17 protein-coding genes are annotated in these 15,612 nt (G+C 71.2%); 14 read left to right on the forward strand and 3 right to left on the reverse strand.

The window, feature by feature from the left end; translation table 11 throughout:
- Positions 1-162: 162 nt before the first annotated feature.
- The 7 genes from H299_RS32000 to H299_RS0103770 all read left to right on the forward strand — a co-directional run bounded on the left by H299_RS32000 (position 163) and on the right by H299_RS0103770 (position 7,828).
- On the forward strand, positions 163-426 hold the full coding sequence (locus tag H299_RS32000; RefSeq protein WP_037757670.1) for a twin-arginine translocase TatA/TatE family subunit: 264 nt from the start codon (positions 163-165) through the stop codon (positions 424-426).
- 294 nt (positions 427-720) lie between these two features.
- Positions 721-1,689: a sporulation protein gene (locus H299_RS0103740; RefSeq protein ID WP_027747317.1), complete on the forward strand. Its 969-nt coding sequence runs from the start codon at positions 721-723 to the stop codon at positions 1,687-1,689.
- Between the two features lie 777 nt (positions 1,690-2,466).
- Positions 2,467-3,504, forward strand: a complete 1,038-nt coding sequence (locus H299_RS0103750) for a phytanoyl-CoA dioxygenase family protein (RefSeq protein ID WP_027747318.1) — start codon at positions 2,467-2,469, stop codon at positions 3,502-3,504.
- A 7-nt stretch (positions 3,505-3,511) separates the two neighbouring features.
- Positions 3,512-4,846: a DUF6271 family protein gene (locus H299_RS0103755; protein ID WP_027747319.1), complete on the forward strand. Its 1,335-nt coding sequence runs from the start codon at positions 3,512-3,514 to the stop codon at positions 4,844-4,846.
- A 5-nt stretch (positions 4,847-4,851) separates the two neighbouring features.
- A complete protein-coding gene (locus tag H299_RS32005) occupies positions 4,852-6,096 on the forward strand; it encodes a type III PLP-dependent enzyme (protein ID WP_078512494.1) in 1,245 nt (414 codons plus the stop codon).
- Positions 6,097-6,108: 12 nt separating this feature from the next.
- Complete coding sequence (locus H299_RS0103765) at positions 6,109-6,591, forward strand: GNAT family N-acetyltransferase (RefSeq protein ID WP_027747320.1); 483 nt, start codon at positions 6,109-6,111, stop codon at positions 6,589-6,591.
- A gap of 73 nt (positions 6,592-6,664) precedes the next feature.
- Positions 6,665-7,828: an MFS transporter gene (locus H299_RS0103770; protein WP_027747321.1), complete on the forward strand. Its 1,164-nt coding sequence runs from the start codon at positions 6,665-6,667 to the stop codon at positions 7,826-7,828.
- Between the two features lie 274 nt (positions 7,829-8,102).
- Here the strand turns inward: H299_RS0103770 and H299_RS38000 are convergent, their stop codons facing one another.
- On the reverse strand, positions 8,103-8,432 hold the full coding sequence (locus H299_RS38000; RefSeq protein ID WP_486587137.1) for a helix-turn-helix transcriptional regulator: 330 nt from the start codon (positions 8,430-8,432) through the stop codon (positions 8,103-8,105).
- Between the two features lie 561 nt (positions 8,433-8,993).
- On the opposite strand from H299_RS38000, the gene H299_RS0103775 reads away from it, so the two are divergent.
- Together H299_RS0103775 and H299_RS40165 are read left to right on the forward strand one after the other, a co-directional pair.
- The gene (locus H299_RS0103775; protein ID WP_027747322.1) at positions 8,994-9,431 is read left to right on the forward strand and encodes a DUF7848 domain-containing protein; all 438 of its coding nucleotides are present in this window, start codon (positions 8,994-8,996) and stop codon (positions 9,429-9,431) included.
- Positions 9,428-9,982: a hypothetical protein gene (locus tag H299_RS40165; RefSeq protein ID WP_051262100.1), complete on the forward strand. Its 555-nt coding sequence runs from the start codon at positions 9,428-9,430 to the stop codon at positions 9,980-9,982. Before H299_RS0103775 ends, H299_RS40165 begins: the two co-directional genes overlap by 4 nt.
- 47 nt (positions 9,983-10,029) lie before the next feature.
- Here the strand turns inward: H299_RS40165 and H299_RS0103785 are convergent, their stop codons facing one another.
- Positions 10,030-10,413, reverse strand: coding sequence for a VOC family protein (locus H299_RS0103785; RefSeq protein WP_027747324.1), 384 nt, complete (start codon positions 10,411-10,413; stop codon positions 10,030-10,032).
- A gap of 128 nt (positions 10,414-10,541) precedes the next feature.
- Here H299_RS0103785 and H299_RS0103790 point away from each other — a divergent pair, with 128 nt between their 5' ends.
- Both H299_RS0103790 and H299_RS0103795 read left to right on the forward strand, forming a co-directional pair.
- Positions 10,542-11,267 carry a DUF981 family protein gene (locus tag H299_RS0103790; protein ID WP_027747325.1) on the forward strand — a complete coding sequence of 242 codons (726 nt, stop codon included), beginning with the start codon at positions 10,542-10,544 and terminating at the stop codon, positions 11,265-11,267.
- A 15-nt stretch (positions 11,268-11,282) separates the two neighbouring features.
- Positions 11,283-11,978: a type 1 glutamine amidotransferase domain-containing protein gene (locus tag H299_RS0103795; RefSeq protein WP_027747326.1), complete on the forward strand. Its 696-nt coding sequence runs from the start codon at positions 11,283-11,285 to the stop codon at positions 11,976-11,978.
- Between the two features lie 16 nt (positions 11,979-11,994).
- Here H299_RS0103795 and H299_RS32010 read toward each other — a convergent pair whose 3' ends face one another.
- Complete coding sequence (locus tag H299_RS32010; RefSeq protein ID WP_051262101.1) at positions 11,995-12,465, reverse strand: helix-turn-helix domain-containing protein; 471 nt, start codon at positions 12,463-12,465, stop codon at positions 11,995-11,997.
- A gap of 220 nt (positions 12,466-12,685) precedes the next feature.
- Here H299_RS32010 and H299_RS37330 point away from each other — a divergent pair, with 220 nt between their 5' ends.
- From H299_RS37330 to H299_RS0103815, 3 genes are all read left to right on the forward strand, one after another.
- Positions 12,686-13,603 carry a GGDEF domain-containing protein gene (locus tag H299_RS37330; protein WP_027747327.1) on the forward strand — a complete coding sequence of 306 codons (918 nt, stop codon included), beginning with the start codon at positions 12,686-12,688 and terminating at the stop codon, positions 13,601-13,603.
- Between the two features lie 101 nt (positions 13,604-13,704).
- On the forward strand, positions 13,705-14,136 hold the full coding sequence (locus H299_RS32020) for a hypothetical protein (RefSeq protein ID WP_051262102.1): 432 nt from the start codon (positions 13,705-13,707) through the stop codon (positions 14,134-14,136).
- A gap of 4 nt (positions 14,137-14,140) precedes the next feature.
- Complete coding sequence (locus H299_RS0103815; RefSeq protein WP_027747328.1) at positions 14,141-15,562, forward strand: mycothione reductase; 1,422 nt, start codon at positions 14,141-14,143, stop codon at positions 15,560-15,562.
- Positions 15,563-15,612 lie beyond the last annotated feature (50 nt).

Genomic DNA, 15,612 nt, shown 5'->3' on the forward strand with positions numbered 1-15,612 from the left:
CCTGGGAGCGGCGGGGGGCGCGGGCTTCCGTGGCGTCACCGGCCGCCCTCATCCTCGTGGCGTGGCCATCTGCCGCGATCCTCTACAGTGCTGTAGATTCACGCTCGCTTCCGTCGACCCGCAAGAGGCCGCACGTGCGCCCGAGGGAGAAGATCAGCAGCGATGTTCGGAATCAGTGAGATCGCCGTCATTCTGATCGTCATCGTCATCGTGCTGGGGGTGAAAAAGCTTCCGGAACTGGCCCGTTCGGCCGGGAAGTCGGCCCGTATCCTGAAAAAGGAGGCCAAGGCGATGAAATCGGAGCACCCCGCCGACGGGGGCGGGTCCGCTACGCACACCACCTATCAGGCAGGCCGGGCGGACGTCGGGAACGCCCGTGCCGTGCCGGGGTCGGACGCCGCCGCGCAGGACGGCTCGGAGCGCTGAACCCCCTCGATGCGGTACTGGCGTGCGCCGCCCCGGCCTGCGGTGCGGGGCTGGCCCGCCGTGCGTTTTCAGCCGTTTCCTGATGAGTGGCCCGGAATATCATCCGGGCGGAGCCCGCCCCCCTATGCTTCTACACGCGTGTAGAGAATGCGAGTGGCGGCCCGGATGTGCCTGGCTGGGCCTGCCGGAGATACTCGCCGCGCCGGTGGCGGCTCCGTCCTCCGCCACGCAGTACGGGCACACCCGCAGGCGGTTGAAGGAACGACACGTTGACCAGAAGGAGTGGACGCCACGATGGTGTTCAAGCGGTTGCTCGGCTCGCTCGGTGTGGGCGGTCCCACGGTGGACACGGTGCTGACCCCCGACGGGGTGATGCCCGGCGGCACGCTGAGCGGTGAGGTCCGCCTGAAGGGCGGTGACAGCGACTTCACGATCGACTACATCGCCTTGCAGTTCGTGGCCCGCGTCGAGGCGGAGCACGAGGACGGGGAGGACGAGGGCGCTGTCGTCTTCGACCGGTTCAGCGTCGGCGGGAACTTTCGCCTCGCCGCGCACGAACTGCTCAGCGTGCCCTTCAGTGTGACGGTGCCATGGGAGACCCCGGTCACCGAACTGCATGGGCAGTCCCTGGGAATCGTGCTGGGAGTACGTACCGAACTCGCCGTTGCGGGCGCGAAGGACAAGGGCGACCTCGACCCTCTGGCCGTGTGCCCGCTGCCCGCGCAGCAGGCCGTCCTCGAAGCCCTGGGGCAGCTCGGATTCGGCTTCAGGTCCGCAGACCTCGAGCTGGGACACATCGGGGGCACCGGGCAGCAACTGCCCTTCTACCAGGAGATCGAGCTTGCCCCCGCTCCGCAGTACGCGGACCGGTTCAACGAGATCGAGGTGAGCTTTCTCGCTGATCAGGAAGGGCTGGGCGTGGTCTTGGAGGCCGACAAGCGCGGCGGTCTCCTCACCGGTGGGCACGACGCGTTGACGCTGTTCCGCGTCGGCCACCACGAGGTGGGACAGCTCGACTGGCACGCCGAAGTCGACGGCTGGATGCGCCGGCTGGCCGGGAAGCAGGCCGCCCACACCTCCCCAGGCGCCGCTGGCCACGGAGACGGCCACGGCCACCGGTCCGGTCCGGGCATGGGTACCGTCGTCGCCGCCGGTGCAGCGGGCCTCGCCGTCGGTGTGGTGGGCGGCATGGTCGCGGCCGAAGCCGTCGACGAAGTGGGTGACTTCTTCGAGGGCGACGACGAGGAAGGGGGGGAGGGGTAGGAGTCCGCCCCGCCCTGGCCGCCCGTGGACACCGGTACATCCCGGGCGGTCTTCTCCGCGCCTGTCGGGTCAGACGGCAGAGGGTGGCGGAGCCCCCGACGTGGAGTCCGCGCGGAAGACGTGCGTCAGGGACCCGGCGAGCGACTGGGCGACCGCCGTGGCGAAACCCGCGACGACCACCTGCGCGGGATGCCGCAGACGCAGCCGCCGCCACCCCGCCACGGCGGGACTCACCCGGACTCACCGGAATCCACGTTCATTCGCGCCGGGCGACGATTTCCCATCGCCCGCGGATGGGAAGCGGACATAGGCGGGAGTTCATGTGTCCGGCAGGCCGCGGTGGGTTTGCGCGGGCACCGGGCACCCGCGCCGAGCGCGCGACTCACGGGTCGCCCCGGCAGCGGGATGCGTACTCCGGTGAACGCATGGGCTCTCAATTGAGCTTTTCCTGACGAGGGTTGACAATTTCGTTGGTCTAGTCCAGTTTGGTGGAGCGCAGGTTCCGGTGCGGGGCGAATCGTGGCTCCTTGCCGGATTGCATACCGGGCGGCCGAAAGCATAAGTCCCCTGTGCGTTCCCGTCCTGTGCGCGGTGTCGAGCGCGAGGAGTCCGTCGCACGAGCAATCCACCGAACTGACCCCGCCGCCTCAGCCGCAGGCATCCGGGGCCACACATTTCTTCTTTGCGAGCCGGTCAGCAGAGCACTCTTGCCCGGTGCTCCTTCGTGCTGCGCCGACATCCTTTGTGTCACCGAAACACCAACTCTGGAGCGACTGCATGCCGACGCTCGGCCGATACTTACATCGTGCCTCTTCGGGAACCCCGTACTTCAGCTCGGACGCGGACACCTATCTGGCCGCGACACCGTTAAGGGACATCCGTAAGTCACAGAAACTCCGCGTGCTCTCGGAGGATGACTGGAACTTCTGGCAGACCTACGGATACGTCGTGGTGAAAGAGGCGATACCCGCCGCCGCGGCAGCGCGGCTGCTGGAATTCACCTGGCAGTTCCAGGGCCTCGACCCGGGCCGTCCGGACAGCTGGTACACGGAGCGCAGTTTCCGTTCGGACCTGGACCGGGACCTGTACATCTACGGATTCGTCGAGGCGTACCACCACCAGCTGATGTGGGACAGCCGGCAGGCGCAGCGGGTCTACGACGCCTTCGCCGACGTGTGGGACTGCGAAGAGCTGTGGGTGACCCTGGACCGGCTCAACCTGAACCCGCCCAACATCCGCAACCGGGACCGGGCCCTCATCGCCCCCACCGAGCGGGGATTCGACATCCGGCTCCACTGGGACGTCGACACCACTCTGAGCGTGCCGCCGCAGCGGGTCCAAGGGATCATCGCGCTGAACGACACCCGGCCCGACCAGGGCGGCTTCCAGTGCTGCCCCGAACTCTTCCGCCGGTTCGACTGGTGGAAGGCCCATCAGCCCGCGGACCGGGACCCGGTGCGGCCCGAGATCGACCGGGCGGAGTACCCCGTCGTCCGACCGGAGCTGAAGGCCGGTGACCTGCTCATCTGGAACGGCCTGCTGGCGCATGGAGTGGCCCCGAACACCTCCGAGCAGGGGGTGCGTGCGGTGCAGTACCTCTCCATGATGCCCGCGCTGGAATCCCACCACGAACTGCGGCGCTCCCGGATCGACTCCTGGCGCCGGCTGAGCACCCCGGAATGGAACCAGACGCTCGTCGGCGACCCGGTGCGGCACGAGTCCCTGCGGTACGGGACCGCCGAACTGGACAGCCTGGGCGCGAAACTCCTGGGACTCGACACCTGGGGCGGAAAAGAACCCGAAGGCGAGGGCTGAGAAGCGGATGCACAAGATCTGCCTGAGCCTTCCCACCAACAGGCCCTGCGTGCCGACCCTTTCGGCCGTCCTCGACGAAGCGGCCTACGCGGCGGCGCATTTCGACGTCGAGGTCCACGTGCTGGTCCTGGACTCCTCCGATGCGGGTTCCTTCGCCGAGCACGCCCGCGTGGTGAACAAGGCGCCCGGCACACCGAATGTCCTCGTGCGCCACCTCGGCGAACCCGAACAGCGAGAATTCCTGCGGCGCGTGATCCAGCGCGCCGAGGTCACCAAACCCGACCTGCTGCTCGACCTCATGCTCCCGGCCGGCGTCTCCTACGGCGCCTGTACCAACCGCGCGTTTCTCCTCGCCGCCGCGCTGGGCTGCCGATCGGTGCACCGCCGTGATTCGGACAGCAGTTACCAGGTGCTGGCCGGCGAGCCCGTCTTCCCCATTCACCACGAACTCGCCTCGCTCGGCAAGAAGGCCGCCGACGCGGCGGGCGGCGTGACCGAGACGGCTCTCGATCCCGCACACGCGTGCAAACCGGTGGTATTGGCGGGGAGTTCCTTCGTGGGTGAACTCTCCGTCGACATCGGGGAGATCCACCGGCTCGACCCGGACGTCTACCACGACGTCGTGAGCCTGTGGGCACCCGAGGACCTGCCGGAAGCGGAGAAGCGGGAACTGGTCGAGGAGTCCTTCAAGGGAGCGGGCACCGAGGTGTTCACCCGGGACCACTCGATCCTCACCCTGGTCGACCCCATGCGCGTCGACATGTGCAACGTCGCCTTCCACCAGGTGTACGAGGACGTGCCGCTGCCACCCGCGACCGACACCATCGGCAGCGACTACTTCCTGCTGCACCTGGTGCACGACGCCCGCCTGCCCGGGGTCTGGCACAACCGCCACATCGTGAACTTCCACACCCCGGAACGGCGTACGGACCCCGGCTTCCGCGCCTACCAGGTGCGCCTGGCCAAGTTCTTCCTGTCGATGCTCTACTTCCACTCCGTCTACCGCGCCATGGCGGCCGCCGGCGAGTCGCTGCTCGACGAGCGGCACCGCGTCCGCGCGCCGCGCGTCGCCGAGTTCGTCCGCGAGAGCACCTGGCTGGACACGGCGGAGAACGTCACCCGCCTCGAGCGCCTGGCGCGCGCCTACCGGCGGCTGGGCGGCCGGTACGCCGACTTCGCAGAGAGCCTGGACGTGCGGGGCCCGCGGCTGCTGGACGAAGTCCGCCAGGACACCGAGGACTTCGCCCTGCTGATCGACGCCTGGCGGGCACTTCTCGAGGCGAGCAGGGACACCCCGCTCGCCCCAGCCGCATCACCGGCGGACCGGAGGGACCAGCGGTGATCCGGATGAGCGCGGAGCTGCGGGCCGCGCTGGCGGCTGCCTCGGAGGACCAGATCGTCTTCGACCTGGCCGGGATCGGGCAGCGGTACGAGACGCTGGTGCACGAGTTGCCCGGCGTCGACGTACGGTTCGCCATGAAGGCCTGCCCGGTGGACGAGGTGCTCGACGCGCTCGCGGCCAAGGGCGCCGGATTCGACGCGGCGAGCCCCCAGGAGGTCGCGCAGGCGCTCCGCACCGGGGTGCCCGTCGGCCGGGTCCATCTGGGCAACACCATCAAGTCCGACCGGGACATCAGGGACGCGCACGCCCTGGGAGTCCGCGACTTCGCGACCGACAGCCTGGAGGACGTGACGGCGATCGCCGCCCAGGCCCCCGGAGCACGGGTCTTCTGCCGCCTCGCCACCGACGGCGAGGGGGCGCTGTGGGGCCTCAGCCACAAGTGCGGCGCCTCGGCCGCCGACGCCGTACGGCTGCTGGAGGCGGCGCGGGCCGCCGGGCTCAGCCCGGCCGGGCTGTCCGTCCACGTCGGCTCGCAGCAGATGACGGCCGAGGCGTGGCAGCGGGCGTTCACCCGGCTCGCCGACGTACTGGTGGCGCTGCGTGAGCGGGGAATCCTCCTCGACCACGTCAACCTCGGCGGCGGCCTGCCCGCGCTGGGCTACGTCGACGGTGACGGCAGGCGGCTGAACCCGCCGACGGACCGGATATTCGACACGATCCGGGTGGGCATGCGCGAGCTGCGGCGGCTGTCCGGGGGCGGCCTGGACTTCGTCCTGGAGCCGGGCCGCTATCTGGTCGCCGACCACGGCGTGATCAGGGCGCACGTCTCCCGGTTGTCCGTGCGGCAGCAGCTGGACGGAGAGCGCGAGTACTGGCTCTACCTCAGCTGCGGGAAGTTCAACGGCCTCTACGAGATCGACAGGCTCCAGTACCAGCTGGTGTTCCCCTCCCGCACCCGCGCGGAGTACGTGCCGGCCGTGATCGCGGGCCCCACCTGCGACAGCGACGACACCTTCCCGCACGGGCGCGAGCTGGTGCGGGTGCCCAAGGGAGCCGCCTCGGGCGACCCGGTCTGGATACTCGCCTGCGGCGCGTACGCCACGAGCTACACGACGCTGGGCTTCAACGGGTTCAGCCCGCTTCCCTACACCTGGGTCCACGGCGCGGGCGGCACCCGCAACGGGCTGCGGTACCAGCAGCCGTCGATCCGCCCGGACCTGTCGGACCTGACCCCGGCACACCCCGCGTAGAAGGAGTCACGTATGCGCCTCCGGCAACTCGCCGCACAGGACTGGGACGGCGTCGTGGCGCTGGAGGCCGGCGCGTACGGCGGCAGCGGACTGTCGGAGGAGCGGGCCGCGTTCGAGTCGCGGGCCCGCTCCTCGCCCGGCACCTGCTTCGTCCTGGAGACCGCGCGCCGCCCTGCGGGCTACCTGCTGGCGCTTCCCTACCCCATGTACCGCTACCCGGACCTCCAACGCCCGGAGGAGACCGTCTTCCGCACCTCCCACCTGCACCTGCACGATCTCGTCGTCGCGCCGGAACACCGCGGCGAGGGCCTGGCGAGGTGGCTGCTGCGCCATCTCACGCGGACCGCCCGAGCGCGGGGGTACGAGCGCGTCTCACTGATCGCGGTGGCGGGAAGCCGCGGCTTCTGGTCCGCGAACGGCTTCGACGCGCGGCCCGAGGCGATGCTCCCCGCGAGCTACGGCCCGCGGGCGGCGTACATGTCGAAGGCGGTGTAGCCCGGCCGGTCCAGCAGCCGCACCAGATCAGGCATCCGCCGCACCGCGCACGCACCGGAAGGCACCCCGCCGCATGCTTCAGCCGCCCCTTGTCCGCGATCAGTTCCGCCGCTCGCAACTGGCGATCGCCGCGCTCTTCTGCTTCCTCGGCTTCCAGTACGCCACCTGGGCCTCGCGCCTTCCCGCGATGAAGTCCGAACTCGGCCTCACCGCCGCCGACCTGGGTCTCCTGCTGCTGGCCTGCGGCGTGGGCGCGGCGGTCTCGTTCCCGCTCGTCGCGGTGCTGATGAGGCGGCTGGGTTCGCGCCGCCTGGCCTTCGCCTCCGCCGCGGGCCTGGGCCTGGTCCTGCCGGCGCTGGCCGTCACGCCGAACTACCCGGTCGCGCTCGCGGTCATGTTCCTCGACGGCGTCGGCGTCGCCTGCCTAAACGTCGCGATGAACGCGCAGGGCGCCGCGCTCGAGGTCGCCTACGAGCGCACGGCGATGGCCAAGCTGCACGCCACGTTCAGCGCCGGTTCACTGGCCGCCGCGCTGCTGGCCTCCGGCGTGCACACCGCGACCTCCTCGCTGCGGGTGCACTTCGGGACAGCCGCCGCCCTGCTGCTCCTGCTCGTCCTCTACGCCCGCCCGGGGCTGCTCACGGAGGACCTGCGGCCCCCGGAGAAGACCACCCGGCGCAAGTTCACCGTGCCCTCGCGCGTCACCGCCTGGATGGGCGGCGCGATGGTCTTCGGCACGGTCACCGAGGGGGCCATGAACGACTGGTCGGCGCTCTACCTGGAGGATGTCGCGCACGCGTCCGAACAGCTGGCGCCCATGGGCATCGCGGTCGTCTCGGTCATGATGGTGCTGGCCCGCCTCTTCGCCGACGGCTGGCGCACCCGCTGGGGCGACGGACGCATCGTCCGCGTCGGCAGCGCGCTGGCGGGCACCGGGCTGGCCCTGGCCCTGCTGGCCGGGGGAGTGGTGCCCGCGCTGATCGGGTTCGCCTGCGTGGGGCTGGGCATCGCGGCGGTGACACCGTGCGTCTACGTGGCCGCGGCCAAGCAGGGCCCGGACGCCCTGACCGTGGTCGCCGCCACCGGAGCCACCGGGCTGCTGGCCGGTCCGCCGGTGATCGGCTTCATCGCGGACGCGAGCGACCTGGCGTGGGGCATGGGCGCGGTCGCCGCCTCGGCGATCCTGGTCTCCCTGTGCGCCACCCGCATCCGCTGGCCCGCACCCGCGGACGACTGAGAGCCCAAGCGGAACCGGCTCGACACCGAGGCCGCGCCGCCGGTGCGCGGCGCGCACACGTCAGCCTCACCGTGCAAAGCGCGGGGACTGCGGCGTTTTCGGGGCACCGAGCCGGTCTCATCCGCCTTTCGGGAGAGCCCTCATACCCTGGTATGCCTCTCGTAGGTCGGAAGCGTCCGGGAACTGTCGGTGTTCGACGGCCGTCACCACTTCGAGTGCGCGCCAGTGGTTCGACGGAACGATGCGACCGGAAAGTATAGCCCGCTTCGCTGCGTCACAAGCCTCGTCCATCCGGTCGCTGCCGAGGAGTGCCAATGCCAAGTCGATGTTGGCCGAGGCTACGCGGCGCGGCCATTGGAGTGCACGTGTCGGGCGCAAGCAGCGTATCCAGCTCTGCCGCTGTGATCGACAGAACTCTTGCGATCTTCGGGCGTTGCCAAGGCTGCGGATCGTTGGCCCCGCTCTCCCAGCGCTGAACGGTCGAGCGGTCAACGCCTACCACTTCCGCGAATTCCTCTTGGTTGAGCCCGCACGCCTTCCGGCGCTCTGCCAACCTCCGCCGCCGACTGGTCATGTGGCCCCGTTCCTTCCCGCGCCGGTGCATCGTCCCTGGCCAGCGTAGCTAGTGCGGCCAGGGTGCGGCGCAACTGCGGCTTTTTTGCTGTGGTGATGCACGCATCAGATGCGTTTCCGTGGATCAACACCCAACATCCGAAGCAGGATTGAACGAACAGCGGGTTGGTGACCATGGTGAGTCAGACTACGACGCACACGAGCTCCACGGGAGCGGGTGCCTTTGATCTGTCGTCGGAGGCGGGGCCTCGCCGCCTTCCGGTTCCGGGGTGCGCGCACTGCGACGGTGTGGCCATAGATCGGGACCATGCGGAAGCGAACGGCGACGGTAGCCGGGTGAGCGACTGCAACGTCAGGCTGGAACGGCATCTCACCGACGCGCACTGATGGACAGCGCCGCCGCGTTGCCGGATATGCCGCCCGAGGTGGTGACCGTCTTGTCTGCGGCTCGACTCTCGGATTTTGAAGCGGAAGCAACGTGTCCCGGAAGTAATCCATGCACCGAGACCGTGAATTCACGCATTCGATGCTCCGTCCGGGCTGGATGCGGGACCCATTTTTCCCGATGAAGAACAAGCAAGGAGGGCTGTTGATGCCTGTGGAGAGTTTCCAGGGTGGTCCTCATGTGACCGTGTGGTCGGTGCGGGTCGGCGATGTGGTGCATGTGCGGGGTGGCTGGCGCATGGTGCGGGAGATGCGTGCCTGCTCGGGCGGGGACCGGCTTTTGATGTTCGAGGGCGGTATCACCTATCGGCTGCTCAAGGACGCCTCGTTGCGGGTGCGCGTCCATGCCGCTCCGGCGCCGTCGCCGGTGATCTGGCGTGCGGCTCCCGACCCGCGCCGGGACGCGGTGGCCCGGCAGGTGATGCAGTGCCTGGCCTGCAACGAGCAGTCCCGACCGGCCAACGCTTTGGAGTCGCTGCGGGAGTGGGTGACCTCCCATGCCCAGGCACACCCGTCGCACCGCAGCTACCGCCACCTGACCGTCCAGCCCTGGCACGCCACCCCCACCACCGGGGAGGCCGGGTGAGCGGCGGCAGTGGTCCGCGTGACAGCCGTCTGCGCAGCCTGCACTGCCCGCGCTGCAAACGCCACATCAAGATCAGCGTTCTTGAGGCCCGCCTCGAAGAGCACAACCGCCACGGGGACATTCCGTGCACGCTCTCGGGTGCGCTGGTCGAGGACCGCACCGGGACACCGACACCGGCCCCCTTTGGAGAACCGCTGATGCTCCAGTGCACCGCCACCGGCGAAGTCCCGCCCCCGCCACACCTACTGCCCCACGTCGAGACGGGCTACGCGCTGTGCGCGCTCGCGCAGGACCATGAAGGGCCCCACGCCGCGCACCTGTGGGACTTCGACCGCAACTGGGCCGTCTGGCGCCGTTGGAACGACGAGGACGCGCGCTTCGTCCTCCTCCCCTGGTGCACCCACACCACCACCGAAGACACCCACGGCGACGCCTGCGCCCTCTTCCGCAACCACCCCCACGCCCACACCTGGCACATCACCGACCCCACCCACGACGCCCTCCGCCAACACGCCACCCACCACCACCCCGACACCTTCCGCCAAACCTGACCCGCCCCCGTCCAGGCGCGGGCCGCGTGGGCGGGGGTGAGCCGTGCTCACCTCGGCTGGAGACGGGTGCGCAGGAGGCAGAACTCGTTTCCCTCGGGGTCGGCCAGGACGTGCCAGGTCTCGGTGCCGGTCTGGCCTACGTCGGTGGGGCGGGCGCCGAGGGCGAGCAGCCGTGCCAGCTCGGCATCCTGGTCGCGGTCGGTGGCGTTGACGTCGATGTGCAGCGGGAGCCGCCCGGTGCGCGGGTTGCTGCTGGGGCTGAGGATCAGGGTGGGCTGAAGGCCGCCGAAGCCGGTGTCGGGAGGCCCGATCTCGATGCTGCCGTCGTCCTCCCGGCCGAGTTCGACGTAGCCGAGGACCTCGCTCCAGAACGCGGCGAGCTGTTCGGCGTCGGCGGCGTTCAGGACCAGTTCGCTGATGCGGCATGCCATGGCCGCCAGTGTAGGCAGGCGGGGCGGCGGGTGCGTGGGTACGGGCGGCGCGTCCGTTGGGAGGAACGTCGGCCCGTGCCCAGGGTGTCTGCGGGCGGGTCCAGGGGCGGTCGCCCTAGTTTTCGATCATGAACAGCTCATATGTGCAGGTCGCCGCGGGCAACGGGTTGAAGATCGACTGGACGCGGATGCCGACGTACAACACGATCATGTCCCTTGCCGCCGGCGCGGGGCTGCTGCTGGTCGTGGCGCTGGGACACCGGCTGCTGACGAACCGTCGGATCGTCCCGGACAGCTGGGCGCTGGCCTTCGCCGGGATCGGGTTCACGCTGGTGGTCACGGGCCTGCACATGACGCTGACCTGGCCGCTGGCCGGGCAGGGCTTTCCGTTCGACAACATCATCTTCGGTGAGCCCGCGCTGGCCTTCGGCGTCTTCCTCAGCGCGGCGGCCTTCTATCTGTGGCGGCGCGGGGCCGCGCTGGCCGACGCCCCCGACCCGGCGCACAGCGCGTCCGTCCTCGCCGGTCCGATCTCGGTGTTCGTCCTGGGCATGGGCCTCGGCTGCTTCGGCATCGCCGCCGCCGGGTGGAAGTACACGCTCTTCGCCGCGCCGCCCGAGGAGCCGATCTCCGGTGAGTTCGCCGACCATCCGATGCTGGAGGCCACCTTCATCTCCAGCCTCTACGTGCTGGTCGGGGTGGGCGCCGTACTCTTCCCGCTGATCTTGCTGCGGCGCCCGCGCGCGGTGGCCGCCGTGGTCGGGGTGTGCTGGGGACTCGCGGGGCTGGCGTTCCTGCTGTTCGGCGGGTTGAACTACTTCACGCACATCGGACTGATCGTCAACACCATGTGACCGGAGAGAGGCGACATGTCGAAGATCCTTTTCGTGGTGACCGGCGCGGACCACTGGACGCTCACGGACGGCACCCGGCATCCGACCGGGTTCTGGGCGGAGGAGGTCGTCGCGCCGTACGAGGTGTTCACCGCCGCGGGGCACGAGGTCGTGGTGGCCACCCCGGGCGGCGTGACGCCGACCGTGGACCGGGCGAGCCTGGCGCCGGAGGCCAGTGGGGGCCAGGACGCCGCCGACCGGATCGCCGCCGCCCTCGCGTCGATTCCCGGTCTGCGGCAGCCGCTGCGGCTGGCGGACGTGGCCCTGGACGACTACGCGGCGGTCTTCTACCCCGGTGGCCACGGCCCGATGGAGGACCTGGCGACCGATGCTGCCTCCGGCACCCTGCTCGCCCGGGCGCTCGCCTCGGGCCGGCCGCTCGGGGTGGTCTGCCACGGACCGGCCGCGCTGCTGGCGGCCCGGGACGCCGACGGCGGGTCCCCCTTCGCGGGCTACCGGCTCACGGGGTTCACCAACGCGGAGGAGACCCAGGCGGGCCTGGCCGCCAAGGCTCCGTGGCTGCTCCAGGACCGGCTGACCGGCATCGGCGCCGTGTTCCAGGAGGGCGACCCCTGGGTGCCGAACGTCGTCGTGGACCGCAACCTCTTCACCGGTCAGAATCCGGCCTCCTCCGGTCCGCTGGCCGTGGAGCTGGCCGGTTGCCTGGACTGACCGGCCGCGGGCGCCCTCACCGGCCGGGCGGGGGCGGGGGAGTGGGGCGGGTGTCGCCCTCGATCACGTGCTCGACGATCTGGGTGACCGCGGCGAGCCCCTCGGGGGAGAGCTCCAGGGCGCGCAGCGCGAGATGGCGTACGCCCAGGTTGCGGGCCACCCGGGCCAGCTCGCTCTCGGCCGCGGCCTGCGCGGCGGTGGTGTCGTCGAGGAAGTAGGAGGGGGGCACGCCGAAGAAGCGGGCCAGCGCGGTGAGCAGCTCCGTGGAGGGGTTCCGCTTGGTGCCCTTGCGCAGGGCGGAGAGGTACGCGCCGCCCACCCGGATGCCGGGATGGACGTGCTTGACGGCGGTGGCGACTTCCTCGTTGGTGTACGGGCGCCCATGCGGGCCGTGCGGGCGGATGTCGTGGAAGAGCCGGTCCAGTTGGGCGGCCAGGGTCGGACGGTCGGCCTGCGCCGGTCCCGGCTGCCGTGCGTGCTCGGGCATCGCTCCCACCTCCACCGCGCGGCCATTCGGCCCGAAGCGACCCTAACTGGCCCTTTTCCAACGGTGGTTGACACCCGGGGCCGTCGCGAGTCTAGACTCACCCAGCGCAACCGCTCAACTACTAGTTGAGTTGAATGATGAACCAGTCACCGCAGTTGTCCGAGGCTCCGGGCGGAACGCAGTGGACCCCGTGCTTCCATCATGTCGGGAGAGGCAGTCGATGACCACCGTGCCAAGGCCAGCCGAGCAGAAGCACTGCGCACTGTGCAGGAAGCCGCTGACCGACCGGCTGACCGGCGTGCTGGACAGACTGGAGTGGGACAACAGGGCCTCCCGGGCCGCCGCCGGCGCCCGCCGCCACGGGCAGCCGCTCGCCCTCGTCCTCGCCGACCTCGACCGCTTCAAGGCGGTCAACGACACCTACGGACACCCGGTGGGGGACGCCGTGCTGCGCGCCGTCGCCGGAGCGCTGGACCGCATCGAGGGCAGCATCGTGGGCCGGTACGGCGGGCACACGGGGGACGAGTTCCTGATATTGCTGCCCGGCCTGACGGAGGAGGAGGCGCTCGGCGTCGCCCGGCGCACCCAGGAGACCGTGCGGCGGATGGCCGTCACCGCCCGCTCCAGTCGCAGCAGTACGGTCACGCTGACCGGCCAGGCGGTCTCGATGGGCGTCGCCTCCTGTACGGGCCACGGGGCGGCCCGCGCCAACCTCTCCGACCTCATGCTCGACGCCGACCTGGCGCTGCGCGCCGCGAAGCGCGCCGGCGGCGACCGGGCGTACGGCGAGCAGCCGGGTGCGGGCGCGGGCGCGGCGGTGAGCGCCCCGGCCCTGCTGCCGGACCGGCTGGACCGGCCTGAGCGACCCGACCGGCCTGACCGCCCGCCGCTGCCGCGCCAGCGGCGCCAGACGGCCCCGCCGCAGGCGCGGCAGCAGCCGGGGCAGCCCCGGCGGTCGGCCGCGGTCGGCATGGGGGAGCGGGGCGCCCAAGAGGTGCGCGTCCCGCTCGACTCGCTGGGCGCCGGTCCCCTGAGCGCCTCCGGCGAGCTGGTGCTCTCGTACGCGGGCGCGGAGCGGCTGCACGCCCTGCTCGGCGAGGCACTGGGCCGGGCCCCGGCGCACGCCCCGGCGCCCTGACCCGTCCCGGGCCGCCCGCCGCCGGGCTGCCGGCCGCTGACGCCGCCGAACCGGTGCGGGCACCGCATCGTCCGCACCGTCCGCTCTCCGCTGGAGGGAACATGTCCGCTCGCCCCCGCCGTACGGGCGCCCGGCTGGCCGCGCTGCTGGCCGGAGCCGGGGCGGCGCACTTCGCCGTGCCGAAGCCGTTCGACGCGATGGTCCCGCGCGGTCTGCCCGGCAGCCCGCGCGCCTGGACGTACGCGAGCGGGGCCGCCGAACTGGCGCTGGCCGCCGCCCTCCTCCATCCGCGTACCCGTCGGCTGGGCGGCCGGGCCGCCGCCGCCTACTTCGTGGCGGTCTTCCCGGCGAACGTGCGGATGGCCCGCGACTGGCGCGACCGCCCCGCGCCGCTGGGCGCGCTGGCCGCCGCCCGGCTGCCGTTGCAGGCCCCGCTGGTGTGGTGGGCCCTTCGGGCGGGGGCCGCGGACCCGGGCGCGGGCCAGGGTGCCGGGGGCTCCGCGAGCGCGCCCGGCGGGCACCGGGCAGGATGAGCACGTGCCCCACTACGACCTGGTCATCATCGGTACCGGCTCCGGGAACTCCCTGGTGGACGAACGCTTCGCCGGGTGGCGGACGGCGCTGGTGGAGAAGGGGACCTTCGGTGGGACGTGCCTGAACGTCGGCTGCATCCCCACGAAGATGTACGTGCACGCGGCTGATGTCGCGGCCACCCCCGCCGCCGGTGCCCGGCTCGGCGTGGACGCCGAACTGCGCGGCGTGCGCTGGCGTGACGTACGGGACCGGATCTTCGGCCGCATCGACCCGATCGCCCGCGACGGACGCGCCTACCGGCGTACGCACGAGGACAACGCCCAGCTGACGGTCTACGAGGGCCGGGCCCGCTTCACCGGGCACAAGCAGCTCACGATCACCTTTCCCGGCGGCGGCCCGGGGCACGGAGGCCCTGTGCGCGAGGACGAGACGGTGACCGCCGAGCGGTTCGTCCTCGCCGCGGGCAGCAGGCCCGTGGCCCCCGACATCCCCGGCCTTGCCGGGACCGGGTACCACACCTCCGACACGATCATGCGGATCGAGGAGCTGCCCCGCCGCCTCGTCATCCTGGGCAGCGGGTTCATCGCCGCCGAGTTCGCGCACGTCTTCGCCTCGTTCGGCGTCGAGGTGACGGTGATCGCCCGCTCCGGCGCGCTCCTGCGGGCGGAGGACGGGGACATCAGCACCCGGTTCACCGAGCTGGCCGCCCGGCGCTTCGACGTACGCCTGCACCGCACCACCGAGCGCGTACGGCGGACGCAAGCGGGATTCGTCCTCGACCTCATCGGGCCCGCCGGAGCGGAGACCGCCGAGGGTGACCTGCTGCTGGTGGCCACCGGGCGCCGGCCCAACTCCGACCTGCTGGACGTGTCCGCGACGGGGGTGTTGACCACGGACGAGGGCCGGGTGGCCGTCGATCCGCACCAGTGCACCAACGTGCCGGGCATCTACGCCCTGGGCGACGTCTCCTCGCCCTACGAGCTGAAGCACGTCGCCAACCACGAGGCCCGGATCGTCCAGCACAACCTGCTCCACCCCCAGCAGCCGCTCTCCGCCGACGACCGCCCGGTGCCGCACGCCGTCTTCACCGCGCCCCAGATCGCCTCCGTCGGGCTCACCGAGGAGCAGGCACGCAAGCGCGGCGTCCGCTTCGTCACCGCGACCCAGGACTACGCGGGCATCGCCTACGGCTGGGCCATGGAGGACACCACCGGATTCGCGAAGCTGCTCGCCGACCCCGCCACCGGGCTGCTGCTCGGCGCCCACCTCATCGGGCCGCAGGCCGCCACCCTGATCCAGCCGCTCATCCAGGCGATGACCTTCGGTCTGGACGCGCACACCATGGCGCGCGGGCAGCTGTGGATTCACCCGGCGATGCCGGAACTGGTGGAGAACGCACTGCTGGCCCTGCCGCTGGACCGCTGACCGCCAAGGGCGCCTCCCGCTCCCCGCTCCGCCGCTCGCCGCGCGCCCGC

The organism is Streptomyces sp. CNH287 (assembly GCF_000424825.1).